Annotated in this window: 20 protein-coding genes and 1 tRNA gene; 20 read left to right on the top strand and 1 reads right to left on the bottom strand. The window is 41.1% G+C overall.

Annotated features, from left to right (window positions below; translation table 11 throughout):
- Positions 1–12 precede the first annotated feature (12 nt).
- The 4 genes from mnmE to ltrA all read left to right on the top strand — a co-directional run bounded on the left by mnmE (position 13) and on the right by ltrA (position 5,846).
- Positions 13–1,389, top strand: coding sequence for a tRNA uridine-5-carboxymethylaminomethyl(34) synthesis GTPase MnmE (gene mnmE, locus OCV88_RS04510; protein WP_158424437.1), 1,377 nt, complete (start codon positions 13–15; stop codon positions 1,387–1,389).
- Between the two features lie 20 nt (positions 1,390–1,409).
- Positions 1,410–3,317 carry a tRNA uridine-5-carboxymethylaminomethyl(34) synthesis enzyme MnmG gene (mnmG, locus tag OCV88_RS04515; RefSeq protein ID WP_158424974.1) on the top strand — a complete coding sequence of 636 codons (1,908 nt, stop codon included), beginning with the start codon at positions 1,410–1,412 and terminating at the stop codon, positions 3,315–3,317.
- Positions 3,318–3,320: 3 nt separating this feature from the next.
- Complete coding sequence (rsmG, locus tag OCV88_RS04520; protein ID WP_158424438.1) at positions 3,321–4,046, top strand: 16S rRNA (guanine(527)-N(7))-methyltransferase RsmG; 726 nt, start codon at positions 3,321–3,323, stop codon at positions 4,044–4,046.
- A gap of 516 nt (positions 4,047–4,562) precedes the next feature.
- A complete protein-coding gene (ltrA, locus tag OCV88_RS04525) occupies positions 4,563–5,846 on the top strand; it encodes a group II intron reverse transcriptase/maturase (protein WP_158424439.1) in 1,284 nt (427 codons plus the stop codon).
- Positions 5,847–5,938: 92 nt separating this feature from the next.
- Here the strand turns inward: ltrA and OCV88_RS04530 are convergent, their stop codons facing one another.
- A complete protein-coding gene (locus OCV88_RS04530; RefSeq protein WP_158424440.1) occupies positions 5,939–6,889 on the bottom strand; it encodes an alpha/beta fold hydrolase in 951 nt (316 codons plus the stop codon).
- Positions 6,890–7,391: 502 nt separating this feature from the next.
- Between OCV88_RS04530 and OCV88_RS04535 the strand changes: the two genes are divergently transcribed.
- The 16 genes from OCV88_RS04535 (at position 7,392) to OCV88_RS16065 (ending at position 21,031) form a co-directional block, all read left to right on the top strand.
- Positions 7,392–8,162: a ParA family protein gene (locus OCV88_RS04535; protein ID WP_158424441.1), complete on the top strand. Its 771-nt coding sequence runs from the start codon at positions 7,392–7,394 to the stop codon at positions 8,160–8,162.
- Entirely contained in the window at positions 8,163–9,065 is a 903-nt protein-coding gene (locus OCV88_RS04540) for a ParB/RepB/Spo0J family partition protein (protein ID WP_158424442.1), read from the top strand. It begins immediately after the preceding gene.
- A 30-nt stretch (positions 9,066–9,095) separates the two neighbouring features.
- On the top strand, positions 9,096–9,605 hold the full coding sequence (locus OCV88_RS04545; RefSeq protein ID WP_158424443.1) for a DUF4446 family protein: 510 nt from the start codon (positions 9,096–9,098) through the stop codon (positions 9,603–9,605).
- 92 nt (positions 9,606–9,697) lie between these two features.
- Positions 9,698–10,582 carry a DUF3881 family protein gene (locus OCV88_RS04550; RefSeq protein WP_317258595.1) on the top strand — a complete coding sequence of 295 codons (885 nt, stop codon included), beginning with the start codon at positions 9,698–9,700 and terminating at the stop codon, positions 10,580–10,582.
- A 225-nt stretch (positions 10,583–10,807) separates the two neighbouring features.
- A tRNA-Arg gene (locus tag OCV88_RS04555) sits at positions 10,808–10,884 on the top strand.
- A 371-nt stretch (positions 10,885–11,255) separates the two neighbouring features.
- Entirely contained in the window at positions 11,256–11,429 is a 174-nt protein-coding gene (locus OCV88_RS04560; RefSeq protein ID WP_008727167.1) for a hypothetical protein, read from the top strand.
- A gap of 58 nt (positions 11,430–11,487) precedes the next feature.
- Positions 11,488–11,907, top strand: coding sequence for a nuclear transport factor 2 family protein (locus tag OCV88_RS04565; RefSeq protein ID WP_008727165.1), 420 nt, complete (start codon positions 11,488–11,490; stop codon positions 11,905–11,907).
- A 149-nt stretch (positions 11,908–12,056) separates the two neighbouring features.
- Entirely contained in the window at positions 12,057–12,884 is an 828-nt protein-coding gene (locus OCV88_RS04570; RefSeq protein ID WP_008816817.1) for a ParA family protein, read from the top strand.
- The gene (locus tag OCV88_RS04575; protein WP_008816816.1) at positions 12,838–13,785 is read left to right on the top strand and encodes a ParB/RepB/Spo0J family partition protein; all 948 of its coding nucleotides are present in this window, start codon (positions 12,838–12,840) and stop codon (positions 13,783–13,785) included. The genes OCV88_RS04570 and OCV88_RS04575 overlap by 47 nt, the downstream gene beginning before the upstream one ends.
- 181 nt (positions 13,786–13,966) lie before the next feature.
- The gene (locus OCV88_RS04580; protein WP_008816815.1) at positions 13,967–18,112 is read left to right on the top strand and encodes a SpaA isopeptide-forming pilin-related protein; all 4,146 of its coding nucleotides are present in this window, start codon (positions 13,967–13,969) and stop codon (positions 18,110–18,112) included.
- A gap of 147 nt (positions 18,113–18,259) precedes the next feature.
- Complete coding sequence (locus OCV88_RS04585; protein ID WP_008816813.1) at positions 18,260–18,565, top strand: hypothetical protein; 306 nt, start codon at positions 18,260–18,262, stop codon at positions 18,563–18,565.
- Positions 18,566–18,574: 9 nt separating this feature from the next.
- Complete coding sequence (locus OCV88_RS04590) at positions 18,575–18,850, top strand: hypothetical protein (protein WP_008816812.1); 276 nt, start codon at positions 18,575–18,577, stop codon at positions 18,848–18,850.
- Positions 18,834–18,989: a hypothetical protein gene (locus OCV88_RS04595; protein ID WP_176835240.1), complete on the top strand. Its 156-nt coding sequence runs from the start codon at positions 18,834–18,836 to the stop codon at positions 18,987–18,989. The genes OCV88_RS04590 and OCV88_RS04595 overlap by 17 nt, the downstream gene beginning before the upstream one ends.
- A complete protein-coding gene (locus OCV88_RS04600) occupies positions 18,982–19,587 on the top strand; it encodes a hypothetical protein (protein ID WP_008816811.1) in 606 nt (201 codons plus the stop codon). The genes OCV88_RS04595 and OCV88_RS04600 overlap by 8 nt, the downstream gene beginning before the upstream one ends.
- A 12-nt stretch (positions 19,588–19,599) precedes the next feature.
- Entirely contained in the window at positions 19,600–19,824 is a 225-nt protein-coding gene (locus tag OCV88_RS04605) for a hypothetical protein (protein WP_003433202.1), read from the top strand.
- An 853-nt stretch (positions 19,825–20,677) separates the two neighbouring features.
- Complete coding sequence (locus OCV88_RS16065; RefSeq protein WP_262590728.1) at positions 20,678–21,031, top strand: TnpV protein; 354 nt, start codon at positions 20,678–20,680, stop codon at positions 21,029–21,031.
- Positions 21,032–21,343: the final 312 nt, after the last annotated feature.

The raw sequence follows: 21,343 nt of genomic DNA on the forward strand, positions 1-21,343 counted from the left end.
GAGGGAATATTTATGAAGACAGATACGATAGCGGCAATTGCCACAGCTATGTCCAATTCAGGAATTGGCATTGTAAGAATCAGCGGTGATGAGGCATTGCAGGTTGCTGATCGAATTTTTGAACCAAGAAAAGGAAATAAGAAGGTATCTGATATGGATACTCATACCATTCATTATGGTTTTGTAAAGGATGGTGATGAGGTGATAGATGAGGTAATGCTTTTAATTATGAAAGCTCCTAACAGCTATACCAGGGAGGATACTGTAGAAATAGATTGTCACGGCGGTGTTCTGGTAATGAAGAAATTACTGGAGACGGTTTTAAAATATGGAGCAAGACCGGCAGAACCAGGAGAATTTACAAAGAGAGCTTTTTTAAATGGCAGGATTGATCTTTCACAGGCAGAATCTGTAATAGATGTTATAAATGCAAAGAATGATTTTGCACTGAAAAGTTCTGTCAGTCAGCTGCAGGGTGCAGTTTTGAATAAAATAAAAGATCTTCGGGGAATTGTTATTCATCAAATTGCATTTATTGAATCTGCATTGGATGATCCAGAACACATTGACATTGCTGGTTATCCTGAAGAATTAAAAGAAATTGTGGATAATCTGCTGGCAGATGTAAATGCTTTGTTGAAATCTTCAGATAATGGAAAAGTTTTAAAAGAAGGCATTAATACCGTTATAGTAGGAAAACCCAATGCAGGAAAATCATCACTGTTAAATCTGCTGGCAGGTCAGGAGCGGGCGATTGTTACCGATATTGCAGGAACTACCAGAGATATTCTGGAAGAACAGATACAGCTGAATGGAATTAGTCTCAATATGATAGATACGGCCGGCATCAGAGATACAGACGATATTGTGGAAAAAATAGGAGTCGCAAAATCAAAAGAATATCTGGAAATGGCGGATCTGGTTATTTATGTGGCAGATTCTTCAACCAGTCTGGATGAAAATGATGAGCAGATTATAGAAGCCATTAAAAACAAGAAAGCCATTGTTCTGTTAAATAAGTCTGATCTTACAATGGTAACAGAAAGCAGTGTGCTGGAAGAAAAATTGGATAAGAAAGTAATTGTTATTTCAGCAAAAGAGAATACAGGTATCAGGGAGCTTGAAAATACAATTAAAGATATGTTTCTTCAGGGCGAGGTATCTTTTAATGACGAAGTATACATTACAAATATACGTCATAAAAATGCATTGCTGGAAACGAAAAATAGTCTTGAAATGGTATTAAATAGTATTGAAAACTGTATGCCGGAAGATTTTTATTCTATAGATTTAATGAATGCCTATGAGGAGCTGGGATCTATTATCGGTGAATCGGTTGGAGAAGATCTTGTGAATGAAATTTTCAGCAAATTCTGTATGGGTAAATAGAAAGGAATGTGAAATACGATATGCCGACTGTAGTGGAATCATATGATGTAGTAGTAGTTGGTGCAGGTCACGCCGGATGTGAAGCTGCATTGGCATGTGCCAGACTTGGACTGGAAACAATTATATTTACAGTAAGTATTGAAAGTATTGCAATGATGCCATGCAACCCTAATATCGGAGGCAGTTCAAAAGGGCATCTGGTAAGAGAAATTGATGCTCTGGGAGGACAGATGGGTATCAACATTGATAAGACTTTTATTCAGTCAAAGATGCTGAATAAGTCCAAAGGACCGGCGGTTCATTCTCTTCGTGCTCAGGCTGATAAAGCAGCTTACAGTATGGAAATGAGAAAAACTCTGGAAAAAACAGACCATTTAACGATTCGTCAGGCAGAAGTTTCTGAACTGATTGTAGAAAATAAAGTAATTAGGGGTGTGAAAACACATTCAGGAGCTGTATATAATAGCAAAGCAGTTGTACTCTGCACGGGAACTTATTTAAGGGCAAGATGTCTATATGGTGATGTTGTAAATCATACAGGGCCCAATGGACTCCAGGCGGCGAATGATCTGACAGATTCTTTAAAGGAAAATGGAATTGAGATGTTTCGTTTTAAAACAGGAACACCGGCCCGCATGGATAAGAGAACCATAGATTTTTCTAAAATGTCAGAACAGCTGGGTGATGAAAAAATTGTTCCATTTTCTTTTACTACAAATCCGAAGGATATTCAGATTGATCAGATAAGCTGCTGGCTTACATATACAAATCCAGAAACTCATAAAATTATAAAAGAAAATCTTGAACGTTCTCCTCTATTTTCCGGAATGATAGAGGGTACAGGACCACGATACTGCCCTTCTATTGAGGATAAAGTTGTTAAATTTGCGGATAAAGACCGCCATCAGGTGTTTATAGAACCGGAAGGTGCAGATACAAACGAAATGTATGTAGGGGGCATGTCCAGCTCGCTTCCTGAGGATGTTCAATACGCTATGTACAGAACCGTTCCCGGACTTGAGAATGCAAAAATTGTGAGAAATGCTTATGCCATTGAGTATGATTGCATTAATCCAAGACAGTTATATCCGACGCTTGAGTTTAAGGAGATAAAAGGCCTTTTCAGCGGCGGACAATTTAATGGAAGTTCCGGATACGAAGAGGCTGCCGGCCAGGGGCTTGTAGCCGGTATTAATGCAGCTATGATGATAAAAGGACAGGATCCTTTGATTCTTGATCGTTCTGAATCTTATATAGGTGTCTTGATTGATGATTTGGTAACAAAAGAAAATAAAGAGCCTTACCGCATGATGACATCCCGAGCTGAATACCGTCTTTTGCTCCGTCAGGATAATGCTGATCTTCGTTTAAGTAAAAAAGGATATCAGGTAGGACTTATTTCCAGAGATCGTTACGATTATGTGGTTAAAAAGGAAGATTTAATACAAAAAGAAATTGAACGTGTAGAGCAGGTACATATTGGAGCAAATCCGACAGTTCAAAAATTAATGGAAGAATGCGGCAGTCAGCCATTGAATACAGGTACCCGTCTTACAGAGCTGATCCGCCGTCCGGAATTAAATTATGAATTATTGGCTCCTATTGATCCGGAACGTCCTCTGTTGACTGAAGATGTAAAAGAGCAGGTAAATATCAATATTAAATATGATGGCTATATTAAACGGCAGATAAAACAGGTAAGTCAGTTCCAAAAACTGGAAAATAAAAAGCTGCCTGAGCATTTTGACTATAAACAGGTAAGCGGACTGAGAATGGAAGCACAGCAGAAGCTGAATTTATATCAGCCTGTTTCCATTGGACAGGCTTCTAGAATTTCAGGTGTTTCTCCAGCAGATATTTCTGTATTGCTTGTATATCTAGAACAAATGTATTATCGTCAGAAACATGAGAAAGAGATAAAGGGATAGAAAATGGCAGAATATGATTTAAGTCTTTTTAAAGCCGGGTTAAATGAGCTGAATATTACATTAACGGATGAGCAGATACAGCAATTTTTGAAATATTATGATTTGCTTGTTGAATGGAATAAGGTTATGAATCTTACCGGTATTACTGAATTTGAGGAAGTAATTCAAAAACATTTTCTGGATAGTCTTTGTTTGGTGAAGGCTGTAGAGATTACAAAGAATTTGACATTACTGGACCTTGGGACGGGAGCGGGATTTCCAGGGATTCCTTTAAAAATTGCATTCCCGGAACTTGAAATTGTTCTGCTGGATTCTTTAAATAAAAGAATAAGGTTTTTGAACGAAGTAATTGCATCTCTTGATCTAAAAGGAATTACTGCTATACATGGAAGAGCAGAAGAGCTTGCCCGAAAGAAAGATTATAGAGAACAATTTGATCTATGTGTTTCCAGAGCAGTAGCAAACCTGTCTTCTTTGTCAGAATACTGTATCCCCTTTGTAAAAAAGAATGGGATTTTCGTGTCTTATAAGTCTGCAGATGCAGATGAAGAAATTACTGCTGCTAAACATGCTGTATTTTTGCTGGGTGGAAAAATCAGTCATGTGGAAAAATATCAGATTCCGGAATCTGACATGGGACGTTCACTGGTATGTATTAAGAAAGAAAAGAATACAGGGAGGGCGTATCCAAGAAAACCGGGAACTCCTGCTAAAATACCTTTGAAATAAAAAAGAATCCTGTCACGGCAGGATTCTTTTTTTAGTTTGCGCGCCATGGGCGCGCTCTAACAGGTAAAAGTCCTGAACACGCCTAGGCAACGAGGAAGTGTATAGCTGAACAGCAAGGGTGTCCATCGAGAGATGGAATCTGAAGGAAGCTGTAGGCAAACTCTTGGTCCGACGGACAGAAATCACATATAAGGCTCGGAAGTACGGATAAGTCTGCTAAAAAAGATGAAGTCCAAAAGTTGCTGGAAGTACGAGTAGATGTGGCGGATAGATGAGAGGAAAGAGCGTGCACCTTAAGCGTGGAGGTCTCACAGAGGTACCATTAGCCTAGTAACAACGAACCGTGAGAAGTCAGCCGAGCCCATAGTAGTGAGGAAGTTTCTGTAATGGAAATGGAGCAAAGGGGCGAACAATCAATAAGTTCAAGTAGAGTCTCGATTGCAGAAAAGACAACATCTGCCGTATCCAATAGGGTAAAGGGTGGTCGATTTAAGCGAGACAGAAAGGAAAGAACGCATGGACACAAGTAGTCTAATGGAGCAGATATTAAGTAAAGATAATCTCAATACAGCATATCTGCAAGTCGTACGAAACAAAGGTGCAGAGGGAGTGGACGGAATGACGTACACAGAACTCAAAGAACATCTTGAAAAGAACGGCGAAATCATCAGGGAACAGTTGAGGACAAGAAAATATAAACCTCAACCAGTACGCAGAGTGGAGATACCAAAGCCAGATGGTGGTGTCAGAAACCTGGGAGTACCGACAGTGACAGACCGATTTATACAACAAGCCACAGCACAGGTATTAACCCCAATCTATGAGGAACAGTTCCATGACCATAGTTATGGATTCAGACCAAATCGATGTGCACAGCAGGCAGTCATCAAAGCACTTGAAATGATGAATGACGGCTATGACTGGATTGTTGATATCGACCTTGAAAAGTTCTTTGACACAGTAAATCATGATAAGTTAATGACACTTATCGGCAGAACAATTAAAGACGGAGATGTAATCTCAATCATACGAAAGTTCCTGGTAAGTGGAATCATGGTAGATGATGAATACAAGGATTCAGTGATAGGAACACCACAAGGAGGAAATCTGTCGCCACTCCTTGCAAATGTCATGCTGAATGAACTGGATAAGGAGATGGAGCAGAGAGGACTGAACTTTGTCAGATATGCAGACGACAGTATTATTATGGTCGGAAGTGAAATGTCGGCAAGGCGAGTGATGCGAAATCTGGCGAAGTTTATTGAAGAGAAACTAGGTCTCAAAGTAAATATGACAAAGAGTAAAGTTGACAGACCAAGGGGTCTTAAATACCTCGGTTTTGGATTTTACTTTGATAGTAGGGCACGTCAGTTCAAGGCGAAACCGCATGCAAGATCTGTAGTGAAGTTCAAGGCAAAAATGAGACAACTTACCTGTCGAAGCTGGGGAATAAGCAACTCATACAAGGTGAAGAAACTCAATGAACTAATCAGAGGGTGGATAAACTACTTCAAGATAGGCAGCATGAAAACACTCTGCAAGGAAATGGATTCGCAAATCCGCTATCGGTTACGCATGTGTATCTGGAAGCATTGGAAAACTCCACAAAACAGAGCAAAGAACTTAATGAAACTTGATGTACCAAGATGGGCGGCATTTAAAATAGCCTATTGTGGAGACAGATATGCAAGGCTTGCTCATAATGGATGGGTACAAAAGGCAATAAGTAATAAGAGACTAACCTCATTTGGATTAGTCTCAATGTTAGATTACTACACCGATAGGTGTGTTACTTGTTAAGTTGATTGAACCGCCGTGTACCGAACGGTACGCACGGTGGTGTGAGAGGTCGGAAATTTCTTATTTAGAGAAATTTCCTCCTACTCGATCATTTAAGAATTTATAATAATACGAATCAATTCTACAAATTTTTCTGGTGTCTCTAACTGTGGAAGATATTTTGCACTGGAAATATAAGCTGATTCAATGGCAGAATTATATGAAATATATTCATCAATAATATCGCTCATATATTCGTGTTCTTTACCTCCAATCAGGCAGATACTGTTATTAATCTTTTTCAAAGCAGGTACAATATTAATATTTGTATAATGACTGTTAATGCTTGCAAGTAAATATTTCCCCTGGCCATTATGGATATGTGCCGAATGGTAATAACTGTTTACAGTTTGGTTTGAAATGAGATAATCTTTAAAATAGCACTCGTTCATTAGCATATCAAGTACAGCATTTTTGGACATTACTATATTATAAATAAAAGTTCCTAATATTGGCAGTTCAATTAATGATTTAATTATTCCGCTATGCTTGCTTGGTGATTTGGCAAGATCATACAAATCTGAAGGACTGATGCCTATTAGTTTATTAAAATATCTTGAATCAATCTGACATGCCATTATAACAAAGGAAAGAGAAGATCCTGTAGCTGCCACGTCTGTTTTTTCACCAATAATATCTCTGATAAAATCACTTACCAGTTGAACATACATATAATTTGTATATGTAAGATTAGGTTTGTCTGAGCGTCCGCATCCAAGTAAGTCAATTGCGTAGACTGTATTTGTACGGGCCAGATGATGTATGATTTTGTTCCATTCATAACTAGAAGAAGAGGGAAGCATATCGTGGATTAATAATATTGGTGATCCTTTTCCTTTTTTTATATAATAGATATTACCGTATCTCCAGCTAAAAAATTTACCGTTTCCTAACGGCAAATGATCTTTCATATTGGCTAAAAAATTAATTAGTTTATTAATAAGAAAAATTAGTATAGTACTGATAATTAATAGTAAGGAAAAATTTTTAATTTTCTTTTTCATAAAAAAACCCCTTTCACTTATATATTATAGTCGAACTTATATTGATATACAAATAAATTTTTTATGATTCTATATTCAATATTAGTATATAGAGTAATATTTTGGAACCAAATAAGAACATGTGTTCTTTACTTTGCTATGGAAAAATCTTTTGAGTTTTTTTATAACAGCATTATGTATTTTGTAATATAGAAACTTTATTTATATTAGAACTTTTTTATTACTAATGTTTCACGTGAAACATTTTTGGGTAGATAGGATTAAAAAGGTTTTATTTTATAATCATACTAATCTGTTTATTAGATTAAATACATATTAAAAGTTATAAAAAAAATAAGATAATAAAAAATTAATTTTAAAATAATAAGTTTATTATTAACTATATTAAATATGACAATAGGTAAATCTATCAAAAAAAATGTTTCACGTGAAACATTTTTGGGTAGATTGAAAAATTACTTAGTGATATAATAAAGGAAGTGATTAAGAAAGGAAATATAATATGGGAAGAATTATTGCAGTTGCAAATCAAAAAGGTGGTGTTGGAAAAACTACTACAGCTATTAATTTGTCAGCCTGCCTGGCCGAGGCCGGAAAAAAGGTATTAACCATTGATATGGATCCACAGGGAAATACTACTAGTGGTCTTGGTCTGGATAAAAATGAATTGAATAATACTGTATATGAATTAATGTTGGGAGAGTGTACAGTAAATGAAAGTATTACAAAGTCTGAAATAGAAAATTTGTATATAATTGCTTCAAATGTAAATTTAGCTGGAGCTGAAATAGAACTATTAGATATAAATGAGAAGGAATATATATTAAAAAATGAAATTGATTATGTGCAGGATGATTATGATTATATAATTATAGATTGCCCTCCCTCATTAAGTATGCTGACAGTAAATGCTATGACAACTGCAAATACAGTATTGGTGCCAATTCAATGTGAATACTATGCCCTGGAAGGATTAAGCCAGCTGATGCATACCATTGATCTTGTGCAGCAAAGATTAAATCCAGATCTTAATATGGAAGGTGTCGTATTTACTATGTATGATGCCAGAACAAATCTTTCTTTACAAGTAGTAGAAAATGTAAAAAACAATTTAGATACTACTATATATAAAACAATTATTCCAAGAAATATAAGACTTGCAGAGGCCCCCAGTCATGGATTACCTATTAATCTTTATGATAGCAAATCAGCCGGAGCTGAAAGTTACAGAGGACTAGCACAGGAAGTAATTGCGAGAAAGGATTTTAAATAAATGGCTACAAGAAAAAGCGGACTTGGAAAAGGACTGGATTCTTTGATTTCAAATAAGGTAACTCCTAAATCTTCACCGGAAAATAATGAAAGTAATACAGAAAAAGAGCCTGATTTTATGGTGAAAATTTCGAAAGTAGAACCTAACAGAGAACAGCCGAGAAAAAAATTTGATGAAGATGCATTGCTAGAACTTGCAGAATCGTTAAAACAATATGGAGTACTTCAGCCCCTGCTTGTCCAGAGAAGAGAGGATTATTATGAAATTATTGCAGGTGAAAGACGTTGGAGAGCAGCAAAGTTAGCAGGTTTAAAAGAAGTACCTGTTATTATAAAGGATTTATCAGACCAGGAAATCATGGAAATTTCTCTCATAGAAAATATTCAGAGGGAAGATCTAAATCCAATTGAAGAAGCGCAGGCCTATAAAAGGCTGCTGACAGAGTTCAATTTAAAACAGGATGAAGTGGCAGAAAAAGTTTCAAAAAGCAGATCTGCTATTACAAATTCTATGAGACTTTTGAAATTATGTGATAGAGTACAGCAGATGATAATAGATGAACAGTTAACCATGGGGCACGTAAGACCACTGATTAGTATCGAGGATGCCGATGAACAGTATGCAATTGCACAGAAAATTTTTGATGAGCGATTAAATGTACGTGAAACGGAAAGACTGTTAAAGAAACTTCAAAGAGAAAAGGAAAATCCCGAAATAGTACAGCCAGACAATAATTTAAAATTTTTATACGAAAATCTTGAAGAACAGATGAAACAGATCTGGGGAACAAAAGTAAGTATACATCCTAAGAAAAATCATAAAGGAAAAATTGAAATAGAATATTATTCACAGGATGAATTGGATCGTTTATTGGATATGATGCAGGAAATTCACAGAAATTAGTAAACATACGTTCGAAGAAAGGAAATCTAAATGTTATTTGATTTACAGGAGCTAACAGGAATCAGTCTCGACATATTTGTAATCGCGCTTGCAGCGCTGGTGCTTATTTTAATTATTATCAATATTGCAAATGGTATAAAAATGAAAAGACTGAAAAAAAGTTATAAAACATTTATGGAAGGGAAAGACGGTGCTTCTTTAGAAGAATCATTAAATAAAACTTTTGAAAAAATGGAGGACCTCCTTATTTCAGATCAGGAAAATAAGAGAAATATCCAGATGGTTCTAGACCACCTAGATAACACTTATCAAAAAGTTGGTTTGGTAAAATATGATGCATTTAATGAAATGGGAGGAAAATTAAGTTTCTCACTGGCTTTATTAGATAGAAAAAATGATGGTTTTATTATAAACGCAATGCACAGCAGAGAAGGATGTTATACATATATTAAAGAGATTATCAGTGGAAATTCTGTAATTTTACTATCTGATGAAGAAAAAGAGGCACTTGAAATGGCTCTGAATCCTTCCGAAGAATAATCTTTTAAAATATATGTAAGATTGGCAGTTTACAAATAGAAGTAATTTATATATAATAAAATAGTTGCAAAGAAGAATAAAAGGAAAAATATATGGTGCACAGTTTTTTACGTTCCATTGGATTTCGAAATTTAAAAAAGAAATCCGATTTATACCAGATTCTAGAAGATGTTATTAATCATCCTGATACTCAGTCAGTGGAAAAGGATCAGAATGGTAACAGTTTTATTGAGTGTAAAAAAGAATTTGGAGAAGATTTTGGAATTGCAGTATGCGGTGATTTTATAGATAATCACGAGTTTCGTATGGAACATTACTATCCATATCTAATTGGAACCGGAATTACTACAGAAGAAGAAATTGAGATAGAGCGGCATGCGGAAAAAGAATCTTATGCAGGAATCTGTGATGAGATGAAGTTAGGTGTCACATTGATATTTTATGTTCAGAATATTGCCGAGGTATTGAAGGAACAGCAGATATTTGGTAAATATAAAAACGGAATTAATGCGACATTGGCGGGGCTGGCCTATACAGGACGAATATTACTGCCTGTAGAAAAAACGGAAGCTTCTAAGGAACAGAAAAAAAAATCCACAGAAAACAGAATACATCTGATTTCTAAAGCCCGGGAAGGAAACCAGGCAGCTATGGAGAATCTGACACTCCATGATATGGATATGTACACTTCTTTGTCCAGACGCATTATTAAAGAAGATATACTTAGCATTGTTGAAACAAGTTTTATGCCTTTTGGGATTGAAAGCGATCAGTACATGATTATTGGAGAAATCCTAGACTGCATGAAAAGTCAGAATCATAATACCGGTGAGGTCATTTGGATTATGACATTAAATTGTAATGACATGATATTTGATATATGTGTCAATGAAAAAGATCTGTTAGGAGAGCCGGAGGCTGGCCGCAGGTTTAAGGGAAGAGTATGGATGCAGGGATGTATCAACTATTCCTATTAAATAAAATTCTGAATCATACTAATAATTAAACAATTTATAAGCTGCACATTATTATATTTTCTTAATGTAAAAGGAAAAGTTCATAAGTAAATAATAGATATAGATTTAAAAATGCCCATATAGTTAAATGGATATAACAAGCCCCTCCTAAGAAAGTGTTGAAACATACACCCCGGAGGAAAAGGAAAAAGGTAACAAGTAAAATTAAATATAGATTTTCTAAATGTCGCTATAGCTCAGCTGGATAGAGCGACCGCCTCCTAAGCGGTAGGTCGGAGGTTCAAATCCTCTTAGCGACGCCAAAAACTCCGCCGAAAACGTTGATTTTTCAAGGTTTTCGGCGTTTTCTTTTTCCCAAGAAAAATCGAACACATAACAAACAGCGATTAGCAGGAAGCATTTTTGCTAATCGGAAGTGACCATGGTGAACTCGAACGATTGATTTTTGTCACCGATTAGCTTGCTAATGATTAGCAGAAAATTTTCGATTTTTGCTAATCAAACTGCCTCTCCTGCTAATTTGCCGAAAAATCATGCAAAAAACCTTGCTAATTGGATGGGCGAATGTTACCGAGTAAAAGGCATTTTTTTGAAGTTTATTCCGTCCTTTTGCTGGCATATTTGAGGGGGTACACCGCTTCTCGTATAATGATGCTGTAAGGAGGTGCATCGTATGAGAGAAAAAACATTTCATGTTTATGTGGATAGCCATGATAGAAGCCTTTTGCTTCAAAGTCTTGTAGAATTGAAAAATCTGTTGATCCAACAAGGCAGATATACGGACTGCGTGGATGAACTAATTTTCAAGGTAATCAATGCACCAGTTAAGAAGCTAAAAATCAGTTGAAAGCACTCCTAAAAGTTATATAATAAGAAGTGAATATTTATTTGGAGGTTCCTATCATATGGATGAAAGAGAAAAGATTATTCGATTATGGTTTGATATGTGGCTTAATCAACAAGATTTAGGAATTGATGATATCTTTACAGACGATCTCATCTATATTGAAAGCTGGGGGCCTAAATACGAAAATAGAGAACTGTTAAAGCACTGGTTCAATGAATGGAATACTCGTGGAAAAGTTCTTATATGGGATATTAAACAATTTTTCCATAAGGACAACCAAACCATTGTGGAATGGTATTTCAAAAATAAAATGAATACTGGAAATTTTGAAGAGTTTGATGGGATTTCTTTAGTTGTATGGACAAAAGACAACAAAATAAAAGAACTAAAAGAATTTGGATGTAATCTAAATAACTATAATCCATACGAAGAAAGCGATATTCCCCAATTTAGAGATGAGAAAGTGAATTGGTTTTGAGCCTTGCAAATATAAGTTAAACCTTAAAAATTAAATATTGTTTACATAGCCGATTGGTATAAAAGCCAGTCGGCTTTTTTGCGTTCTGGGGAACTTTACATAGCCGCCCTGACAAAGCGGCTAAATCTAAAAGAAAGGAGGACGCACCTATGTCAAATTGCAAAGTGATTGCTCTGACCAATCAAAAAGGTGGTGTGGGCAAAACAACCACAGCAGTCAACCTGGGTGTCAGTCTGGCAAAGCAGGGAAAAAAAGTCCTGCTGATTGATGCAGATGCACAGGCCAACTTAACCATGGCTCTGGGGTACAGCAGACCAGATGACATTCCCATAACCCTCTCCACGGTGATGCAAAGTATTATCGACGATAAAGCCTTTGATGTTTCACAAGGCATCCTGCATCACAATGAGGGCGTGGATCTGCTTCCGTCCAATATTGAGCTGTCTGGCTTTGAAGTCAGGCTGATCAATGCCATGAGCCGTGAGCGTGTTTTGAAAACCTATGTGAATGAGGTCAAAAGGAATTACGACTATGTACTGATTGACTGTATGCCCTCTCTTGGCATGATTACCATCAATGCTTTGGCGGCAGCTGACAGTGTGGTTATCCCAACACAGCCCCACTATCTTTCTGCGAAAGGTCTGGAGCTGTTGCTTCGCTCAGTTTCTATGGTCAAGCGGCAGATCAATCCTAAACTGCGGATAGACGGTATCCTGATGACAATGGTAATGCCCCGCACCAACATTTCAAAAGAAATAACCGCTTCGGTGAAAAGTGCATACGGGCAAAGGATCAAGGTTTTTGATACCGAAATCCCCCATTCTATTCGTGCAGTAGAAGCTACCGCAGAGGGAAAGAGCATTTTTGCTTATGACAAAAGCGGAAAGGTAGCCGCTGCCTATGAACAATTAGGAAAGGAGGTGGCAGAAATTGGCGAGAAGCAACGGACACAAAATCGAGCTGACCGCATACGATGACCTTTTCCAGACGGATGAAAGCCGTGCGGAAGCAAAACTGAGCAAGATACGGGACATTCCGATTGCGGAAATTGACGAGTTTCCAGATCATCCGTTCAAAGTTTTACTGGATGAGGATATGGAACAGCTTGTTGAGAGCATCAAGAGAAATGGAGTGATGACCCCGGCAACGGTTCGGCTGAAAGAGGATGGGCGGTATGAGCTTATCAGCGGCCACAGGCGCAAAAAGGCATGTGAGATTGCCGGGCTTGAAACTCTGAAATGCGAGGTGAAGGAGCTGACCCGTGACGAAGCCATTATTGTGATGGTGGAGTCCAATCTGCAAAGATCAACGATCTTACCAAGTGAGAAAGCCTTTGCTTATAAAATGCGTCTGGAAGCAATGAAGCGTCAGGCAGGCAGACCGACAAAAGATAATTATTCCCCAGTGGGAAATAATTTAGAGTTTGCCACTTCATCTGATGAACTTGCCGAAAAGGTTGGGGAAAGTAAAAATCAGATTTTCCGCTATATCCGCTTGACCGAGCTTGTTCCTGAAATTTTGCAGATGGTAGATGAACGGCAGATTGCTTTTCGCCCGGCGGTAGAAATCTCTTATCTGTCCGATGAACAGCAGTATTCCCTTCTGGAAGCCATGCAGTATAACGATGCGACCCCGTCACTTGCACAGGCTATCAAAATGAAAAAGTTCATGCAGGACGGGAAACTCACAGATGAGGTTATCCAGTCGATCATGCAGGAAGAAAAGCCAAACCAGAGGGAAAAACCTGCTTTCCGTGATGAACGGATCACCAAGCTCATTCCCAAGAGCGTTCCCAGAGGCAGGGAATCGGATTTTGTTGTCAAGGCGCTGGAATTTTACAACCGCTACCTGCAGCGAAACAAAGACCGGGAACGATAGCCACACATCGAGGGCGAGGTCTGTCCGTTGGTGTGGATAGCCATATTTTCGCTTTCCCCCTCTCCACACCTCACCCCCTAATTACTACCAAAACTATCCGAAAGAAAAAAATTGGCAGTCGTTATAGACTGCTTTTTTCGGTTAGTAAAGAAACTCACAAACAAAAAGTAGGAGGTAATGTATGAAATTCCCCAAATTATTCAAAAAGGCTGCGGCCCTTGTCATGGCTGCGGTCACAACCTTCTCTGTGCTGCCAGCGACAACAGCATTTGCTGCGGGAGATATTGGCACGATTTCCTTTGACTTCACTTATGACAGGAATGGAAATGCCATGCGCTATAACTCCAGTGCAGTGTTTGACGGTTATACCGCAGGCGGAACAGGCAGTTACAAGTACCGTATGTATGTAGACGGTGATAATGCATTCTGTATTCAGCCGGGTGTACCGCTGAAAACAGGCAATACCCTCAAGAAAAATTCTTCCCAGACATGGAATGCCCTTTCTTCCAGCCAGAAAAAAGCAGTAGGACTTGCCCTGCTCTATGGCTATCAGGGAAACCGCAGTCATCTTTCGGGAAGTGATGATGAGAAATGGCTTGCCACACAGACCCTTGTCTGGGAATTTGTGACGGGATGCCGTGAGTCCACAGGGGCTTACCAGCAGACAAGCCAGAAAGCGTACAGCCTGCACTTTGGTTCCAATTATCCAAACAGCGGTGCTGCCGAGGTGTATAACCAGATCGTTTCTCTGCTGTCCAAACACAATACCATTCCGAGTTTTATGTCGGGTGGTGCGGATGACATCACAAAGGAACTTTCCTATCAGGACGGGAAATACACCATGACACTGACGGATAACAATGGTGTCCTTGCTGACTATTCCTTTGCCACATCCGACAGTAAAGTGAGTGTGTCCAAATCCGGCAACAAGCTGACGATCACATCCGAAACAGCCTTTGACGGTTCTGTAAGGATCACTGCCACAAGAAGCAATGTGCCAACGGTCAGCAGCAGCGCAAAACTGATCGCCTATGGTGATCCCAGTTTGCAGGATGTTGTGACCGGTGTGGAAAATGCAGATGCAGTAAAGGCATATCTGAATGTGGAGACACCTACCGGTACAATCGCACTGAAAAAGACTTCTGAGGACGGCGTCGTTGCAGGGATTTCCTTTACGATCAAGGGCGAGAACTTCAACAAAACCGTTACCACAGACGAAAACGGTAATCTGACTGTGGAGGGATTGTTCCCCGGCACTTACACCATTACGGAACAGTCCATTGATAAGTATGAGCCGCAGGAAACCCAGACCATCACGCTGATCGGCGGCAAGACCACCACAGTCAACTTCAACAATACGCTGAAAAGAGGAAGCCTTGAGGTTGTAAAAACTTCTGAGGACAGTCTGGTTGAGGGCGTGACATTCCACCTCTACGGAACATCATTAAGCGGCTTACCGGTAGATGAGTATGCTGTGACCGATGCCGAGGGTGTGGCAAAGTTTGAAAATATCCTGATCAGCGGCAATACCCCGTATGTCCTTGAGGAAGTAGATACCGCCATCCGCTATGTGGTTCCGGCAAGCCAGACCGCTCCGGTGGAATGGAATAAGGTCACAGAGCGCAGCTTTACCAACATCCTCAAAAAATTCAATGTAACTGTCACAAAGACAGACGCTGAAACCGGGACACCCCAGGGGGATGCTTCCCTTGCCGGTGCAGTTTATGGCATCTATAAGGGCGAGGAACTGATTGACACTTACACCACAGACGGAAACGGACAGTTTACCACAGACTATTATGTGTGCGGCAATGACTGGAGTATCCGTGAGATCAGCCCATCGGAAGGCTATCTGCTCGATGAAACCATCCATCATGTAGGGGCAGAGCCGGAGCTTTATACCGTAGAGCTGAACAGCACCGCCAACGATGTGAATGAACAGGTAATCAAGGGAAAGATTGCGATCATCAAACACACCGATGACGGAGAAACCCAGATTGAAACACCCGAAGAAGGCGCAGTATTTGAAGTCTATTTGAAATCGGCAAACAGTTATGCCGACGCCAAAGACAGTGAGCGTGATCTTCTGACTTGTGACGAGAATGGTTTTGCTCAGACAAAAGACCTGCCCTACGGGATCTATACGGTCAAACAGACATCCGGCTGGGAAGGCCGTGAGCTGATGAAACCGTTTGATGTGTTTATCAATTCGGATGGACAGACTTACCGCTATCTCATTAACAATGCCAACTTTGAAAGTTATATCAAGATCGTGAAGAAAGACGCTGAAACAGGCAACACCATCCCGTATGCCGGTGCCGGTTTCCAGATCTATGACCCGAACGGCGAGCTGGTAACGATGACTTTCACTTACCCGGAAGTCACAACCATTGACACGTTCTATACTACGGCAGACGGCGAACTGATCACCCCGCAGACACTGGAGTATGGAACTGGATATTCCCTGGTTGAAGTACAGGCTCCATACGGCTATGTTCTGAACTCTGAACCCGTCTATTTCGATGTGGTACAGGAGGATTCTTCTGAGGAAAGCGGCATTACCGTCATTGAGGTGGTAAGGGAAAACGTAGCCCAGAAAGGAACCATTACCGTTTCCAAGTCCGGCGAAATGTTCAGCTCTGTTACGGAAGCCGGAGGAATGTATCAGCCTGTTTTTGCAGTCGGCAGCCTGGAAGGTGCGGTATATGAGATCACCGCAGCCGAGGACATCTATACGCTGGATGGTACCCTTCGGGCTTCTAAGGGCGAGGTTGTGGATACCATTACCACAGGTGCAGACGGGACGGCAACCAGCAAGGAACTGTATCTGGGCAGCTATGAAGTAAAGGAAATCACGGCTCCGTATGGCATGGTTCTCAATGAAGAAATTCACTCGGTTGAGCTTGTCTATGCCGGTCAGGAAGTAGCGGTGACAGAAACTTCCACCAGCTTCTACAACGAAAGGCAGAAAGTTGAAATTGACCTGACCAAGAGCCTTGAAGTCGATGAGGATTATGGAGTTGGAAACAACGGCGAGATCTTTGATGTTTCCTTTGGGCTTTATGCAGCCGAGGAACTGACCGCCGCTGATGGAACGACCATTCCGGCTGACGGTCTGATCGAGGTGATTACCCTTGATGAGAATGGACACGGTAAGGCAGTCAGCGACCTGCCGATGGGCAGCTATTATGTGCAGGAAATCAGTAACAATGCGGCCTATCTGAAAAATGAAACCAAATACCCGGTTGTCTTTGAGTACGCCGGTCAGGAAACCGCTGTCGTTTCCATTACTGCCAATGAGGGCGAAGCCATTGAAAATGATCTGATCTATGGAGCTGTCAGTGGAAAGAAATCCGATGAGGATGGAAATGCTTTAGGTGGTGCGCTTATCGGTATCTTTAAGACCGGTACAGAGGAATTTACAACCGAAACAGCGATTGCAACTACCACATCGGAAGATGACGGTAGTTTTTCTTTTGCTAAAGTGCCATATGGAAACTGGATCATCCGTGAGATTGAAAGCCCGACGGGTTATGTACTCTCCGATGAAGAAATTCCTGTAACCATCAGCAAGGTAGACGAGGTTGTGGAAATTGAACTGGTCAATGAGTTTATTACCGGCAGCATCGAGCTGACAAAGGTGGATGAAGATTATCCTGACAATAAGCTGACCGGTGCTGTTTTTGAAGTCTTTGCAGATAAAAACGGTGACGGAAAACTGGATGACGGCGATGAACTGCTGGGAGAAATGGGCGAACTGGGCGATGGTGTTTACCAGATGAACGATCTTCGCTATGGAAAATATCTTGTCCGTGAAAAGACAGCGCCCGAAGGATTCCTGCTTGATGAGAATGTTTATCCGGTGTCCATTGAGGAAGATGGAAAGGTCTATACGGTTGAAAATGAAGCGGGTGTTGGATTTATCAATGCAGCGCAGAAAGGCTCTCTGAAGATCGTAAAAACTTCTTCTGACAAAAAGGTAGAGGGCTTCTCTTTCCGTGTGACAGGAACAAACGGATATGACCAGACTTTTAAGACCGATAAAAACGGTGAGATCTTTATCGAAGGTTTGCGAATTGGCGAATACACGGTATCTGAGGTCAGCGACAGTGTTTCTTCTGGATATATCCTGCCTGCCGACAAGCAGGTAACCATCAAGGTGGATGAAACAGCTACCGTAGAAATGCACAACGAACTGAGAGAAACACCGAAAACAGGCGATGACTTCAATCCTGCTCTTTGGATCGGGCTGGCGGCGGTTTCCGTACTTGGTGCCGGTGTCTTAGGTTTTGTTGGCTTCAAGAATAAAAAGAAAAAGGAGGATTAAAGCATGGATGTAAAAACAATCCTTGCAATCGCACTTGTTGTGTTCATTGCAGGCGGAACCATCTGGCTGAACATCCGCCACAGAAATAAGAAGTGATCGTGGAGGGGCGGCAAAACATGCCGCCCCTTTCCTTTATGGAGGTATTCAATGGAAAATCTGAAAACCATCGAGGGCAAGATCAAAGCCATTCTGAAAAAAGACGAGGAAACCAGGGATGATGATATGCTGCTCTACCTGAAGGTTTGCAATGCCTATCTGAAAGGTGCCGGGGCAATGCCTCTGGCTGAGGTCATGACCCAGTACAAATATCTTGGCTTACCCAGTTTTGAGAGCGTATGCAGGATACGGAGAAAACTTCAGGCAAAGAACCCGGAGCTTGCGGGCAACAGCCATGTGCGCCGTGTCCGGGCCAAAGGAGAAAAAGACTATCGCAACTATGCGAAAGAATCGTGAGGTCTGCCTATGAATGAAGAAAAGCGCATCAATGCCGGTTATGAGATTATAGAAAGCTGTACTATCGGGAGTACGGAATTGGTGATCGGTCATAACCCGAAAGCCCCGAACCCTTATGTCTGCTGGTATTGCAAAAACGGAACGGATTATTTCTGGGGCTGCTATGTCAATGAACTTTCTGCGGCGAGGGAGAAACTGAATGAGCGATATCAGACGGAATGCCGTCTGCCTTACAACAACCCTTCTTCCCCAAAGCAGAAAAGCAGTGATGACCGTGAACGGTAAAAAGAAGAAATATGACTGTACGACCTGCCCCTATCCCCGATATAAGGACAGGTCAATGATTTTCTGCGATGTCTGTATCCGAAAAATCTTAGACGAGCAGAACTGGAAAAAACAAAGAAAGGATGATGCTGATGAATGACGAGAAAAGGATGATCGGCAACTATGCTGTGGAACAGAGTATCCACATCGGAAAGAAAGAAGTTGTTTTCTGTGTCGATAAACGGGCGGAACATCCCTATGTAGTCTGCTACTGCGATTACAATAATCCGTTTTCTGCACCATGGCCAACAGAAGCCGTAGGCACAGAGGATTATCTGGAAGCTATGCAGCTTTTTTGTGATCGTGTGCAGACACAGATCGAACAGACACGAGCCGAACAGGAAAAATTCAAGTTTGACCCTACCCCCTTTACAGTCGCTGACTGTATCCCTGACATGAGGAATAAAAGCATTGTAGGCAAGGTGGTTGTGATCAATGCAGAACCGAAGCGATATGAATATCAGCACGCTGCTTACCAGCTTGTACTTGCGGAAGGCGGAAACGGTGCCACCGGCGGCAGAGGTCAGGCAGTCTTTGGTACCTGCCTTGCTACTGGCGAGCATAGCCGCTGGGAACGGTATGATGTCCTTGGTGAGATCAAGCCGGAGCGTATGCCCCAATGGGCCAAGGATGCCTTGAAAACCATTCAGAAAGCGCAGCCTGTAAAAGCTGCAAAACAGAAAGAAATGGAACGATAAGGAGGATAGATAATGGCGATCAACCAGAAAGCGGTCAAAGTCATCAATAAGATTCTGGACGCTGGTTTTACCGATGAAAAAGCAATCTCCGCCATGACGATGGATGATATTCTCTCTATCCAGGGCATTACCGTGGCGGATATTGCGCTCATCAATGAATTGCAGAAAAGCATAAAAGCAAACAGGGTGATTTCCTTTTTGACGGAGAGGACAAGGAATAATCCTGAAAATCAATAAGGAGGTGGAAATGAAATGGCTGCAAAGTATCAGCTGATTACCGAGCTGTATCGGCGCACAGAAATTGCGGTAGCCAAGAACCCGCAGACATGGCAGAACTTTCTTGCCGCTGCCTGCCGGAATTACAAATGCCGCTTTGACGAACAGCTCTTAATCTTTGCCCAGCGCCCGGATGCGGTTGCCGTGGCACAACTTGAAACCTGGAACAAACAGTTCCGGCGCTGGGTAAATAAAGACAGCAAAGGGATTGCGGTATTTGACCCCAAAGGCCGCAGGAATACCCTGAAATATTACTTTGATGTGTCAGACACACACGAAGGTTATTACGGCAGCCGTCCTGTTCCGATATGGCAGATGGAAACCCGATACGAGCAGCCTGTGATGGAACGGCTTTCTGACAGGTTTGGAGAACTGGAAGGTACCGATCTTGCCTCTGCCCTGATGGAAACAGCGAAAAATGCCGTGGAAGATCATCTGCAGGACTATCTTTCACAGCTCAAAGATATGACAGCGGACAGTTTCTTAGAAGAACTGGACGATTTGAATATTGAGGTCATGTACCAGAGGCTGGCCGTAAACAGTGTGGCATTTATGCTGGTCAGCCGCTGTGGTCTGGATACGAGCGAATACTTTGAACGTGAGGATTTTCAGGACATTGTGAACTTTAATACCCCTGCCACTATTAACGCCCTTGGCATTGCAACAAGTGACATTGCGGAAATGGCACTCCGGGAAATCTCACAAACGATCCGGGATGTGCAGGTGGCAGAAAAAACACAGTCCCGCACCTTTGCGCAGGAAACACAATCTTCGTATGATAGAAGCAGAAAACAACCCGAAAGGAGCGATAATCATGGAGAACATCACATATACCCGTCAGGGGGATTATCTTATTCCCGACCTGACATTACCGACAGAGCCAGAACTTCCGCTTGGCAGATACGCATTGATGCACCGGGATTATCTGGAGCAGCACAAGAGAGTGACCTATCTCAACCTTCTGACACAGGGCAGGCTGAACGAGCATCTGTACCAGACGGAACAGACAGCGATCCAGAGGCTGGAACTTCTGACGAAGCAGCTGTCAGCCGAGCAGGGCGTGACGGAGGAACTGAAAGAGAAAGCACCGATGCAGTGGGTGGGAATGATGAACAACATTCGCAGCCAGGCGGAGGAACTGATCCTGAACGAACTGATCTACCGTTAAGCACAGCCAATGAAGAAGAAGTCACAGCCAATCTTCCTACCGTAGAGGAACAAATCGAACAGATTGCAGAAGCAGAGGACGAAAAATCCTCTGCTTTTTCTGTTTCACAGGAAGATATTGACTCTGTCCTGGTAAGAGGAAGCGGCTTTGAAAATGGCAAGTACCGTATCTACCGTCAATTTCAGAAGCATGAGGATAAGAAAGCCAACATTACCTTTCTTAAAAATGAGTACGGCACCGGCGGCGGTACGCACAGTTATCCCGATGGGACACAGGGCGGGACATGGCATGACAGTAAAGGGATCGGAATTG

Source organism: Brotonthovivens ammoniilytica, assembly GCF_025566885.1.
GTDB classification, from domain to species: Bacteria; Bacillota; Clostridia; order Lachnospirales; family Lachnospiraceae; genus Brotonthovivens; species Brotonthovivens ammoniilytica.

Excerpts from the sequence above, each read along its gene's own strand:
- mnmG (WP_158424974.1), top strand. The coding sequence starts at position 1,410 with ATGCCGACTGTAGTGGAATCATATGATGTAGTAGTAGTTGGTGCAGGT.
- OCV88_RS04565 (WP_008727165.1), top strand. The coding sequence starts at position 11,488 with ATGGATGAAAGAGAAAAGATTATTCGATTATGGTTTGATATGTGGCTT.
- rsmG (WP_158424438.1), top strand. The coding sequence starts at position 3,321 with ATGGCAGAATATGATTTAAGTCTTTTTAAAGCCGGGTTAAATGAGCTG.
- OCV88_RS04570 (WP_008816817.1), top strand. The coding sequence starts at position 12,057 with ATGTCAAATTGCAAAGTGATTGCTCTGACCAATCAAAAAGGTGGTGTG.
- OCV88_RS04590 (WP_008816812.1), top strand. The coding sequence starts at position 18,575 with ATGAATGAAGAAAAGCGCATCAATGCCGGTTATGAGATTATAGAAAGC.
- OCV88_RS04600 (WP_008816811.1), top strand. The coding sequence starts at position 18,982 with ATGAATGACGAGAAAAGGATGATCGGCAACTATGCTGTGGAACAGAGT.
- OCV88_RS04560 (WP_008727167.1), top strand. The coding sequence starts at position 11,256 with ATGAGAGAAAAAACATTTCATGTTTATGTGGATAGCCATGATAGAAGC.
- OCV88_RS04540 (WP_158424442.1), top strand. The coding sequence starts at position 8,163 with ATGGCTACAAGAAAAAGCGGACTTGGAAAAGGACTGGATTCTTTGATT.
- OCV88_RS04535 (WP_158424441.1), top strand. The coding sequence starts at position 7,392 with ATGGGAAGAATTATTGCAGTTGCAAATCAAAAAGGTGGTGTTGGAAAA.
- OCV88_RS04530 (WP_158424440.1), bottom strand. The coding sequence starts at position 6,889 with ATGAAAAAGAAAATTAAAAATTTTTCCTTACTATTAATTATCAGTACT.
- OCV88_RS04550 (WP_317258595.1), top strand. The coding sequence starts at position 9,698 with ATGGTGCACAGTTTTTTACGTTCCATTGGATTTCGAAATTTAAAAAAG.
- OCV88_RS04580 (WP_008816815.1), top strand. The coding sequence starts at position 13,967 with ATGAAATTCCCCAAATTATTCAAAAAGGCTGCGGCCCTTGTCATGGCT.
- ltrA (WP_158424439.1), top strand. The coding sequence starts at position 4,563 with ATGGACACAAGTAGTCTAATGGAGCAGATATTAAGTAAAGATAATCTC.
- OCV88_RS04595 (WP_176835240.1), top strand. The coding sequence starts at position 18,834 with ATGACCGTGAACGGTAAAAAGAAGAAATATGACTGTACGACCTGCCCC.
- OCV88_RS04605 (WP_003433202.1), top strand. The coding sequence starts at position 19,600 with ATGGCGATCAACCAGAAAGCGGTCAAAGTCATCAATAAGATTCTGGAC.
- OCV88_RS04545 (WP_158424443.1), top strand. The coding sequence starts at position 9,096 with ATGTTATTTGATTTACAGGAGCTAACAGGAATCAGTCTCGACATATTT.
- OCV88_RS16065 (WP_262590728.1), top strand. The coding sequence starts at position 20,678 with ATGGAGAACATCACATATACCCGTCAGGGGGATTATCTTATTCCCGAC.
- OCV88_RS04585 (WP_008816813.1), top strand. The coding sequence starts at position 18,260 with ATGGAAAATCTGAAAACCATCGAGGGCAAGATCAAAGCCATTCTGAAA.
- mnmE (WP_158424437.1), top strand. The coding sequence starts at position 13 with ATGAAGACAGATACGATAGCGGCAATTGCCACAGCTATGTCCAATTCA.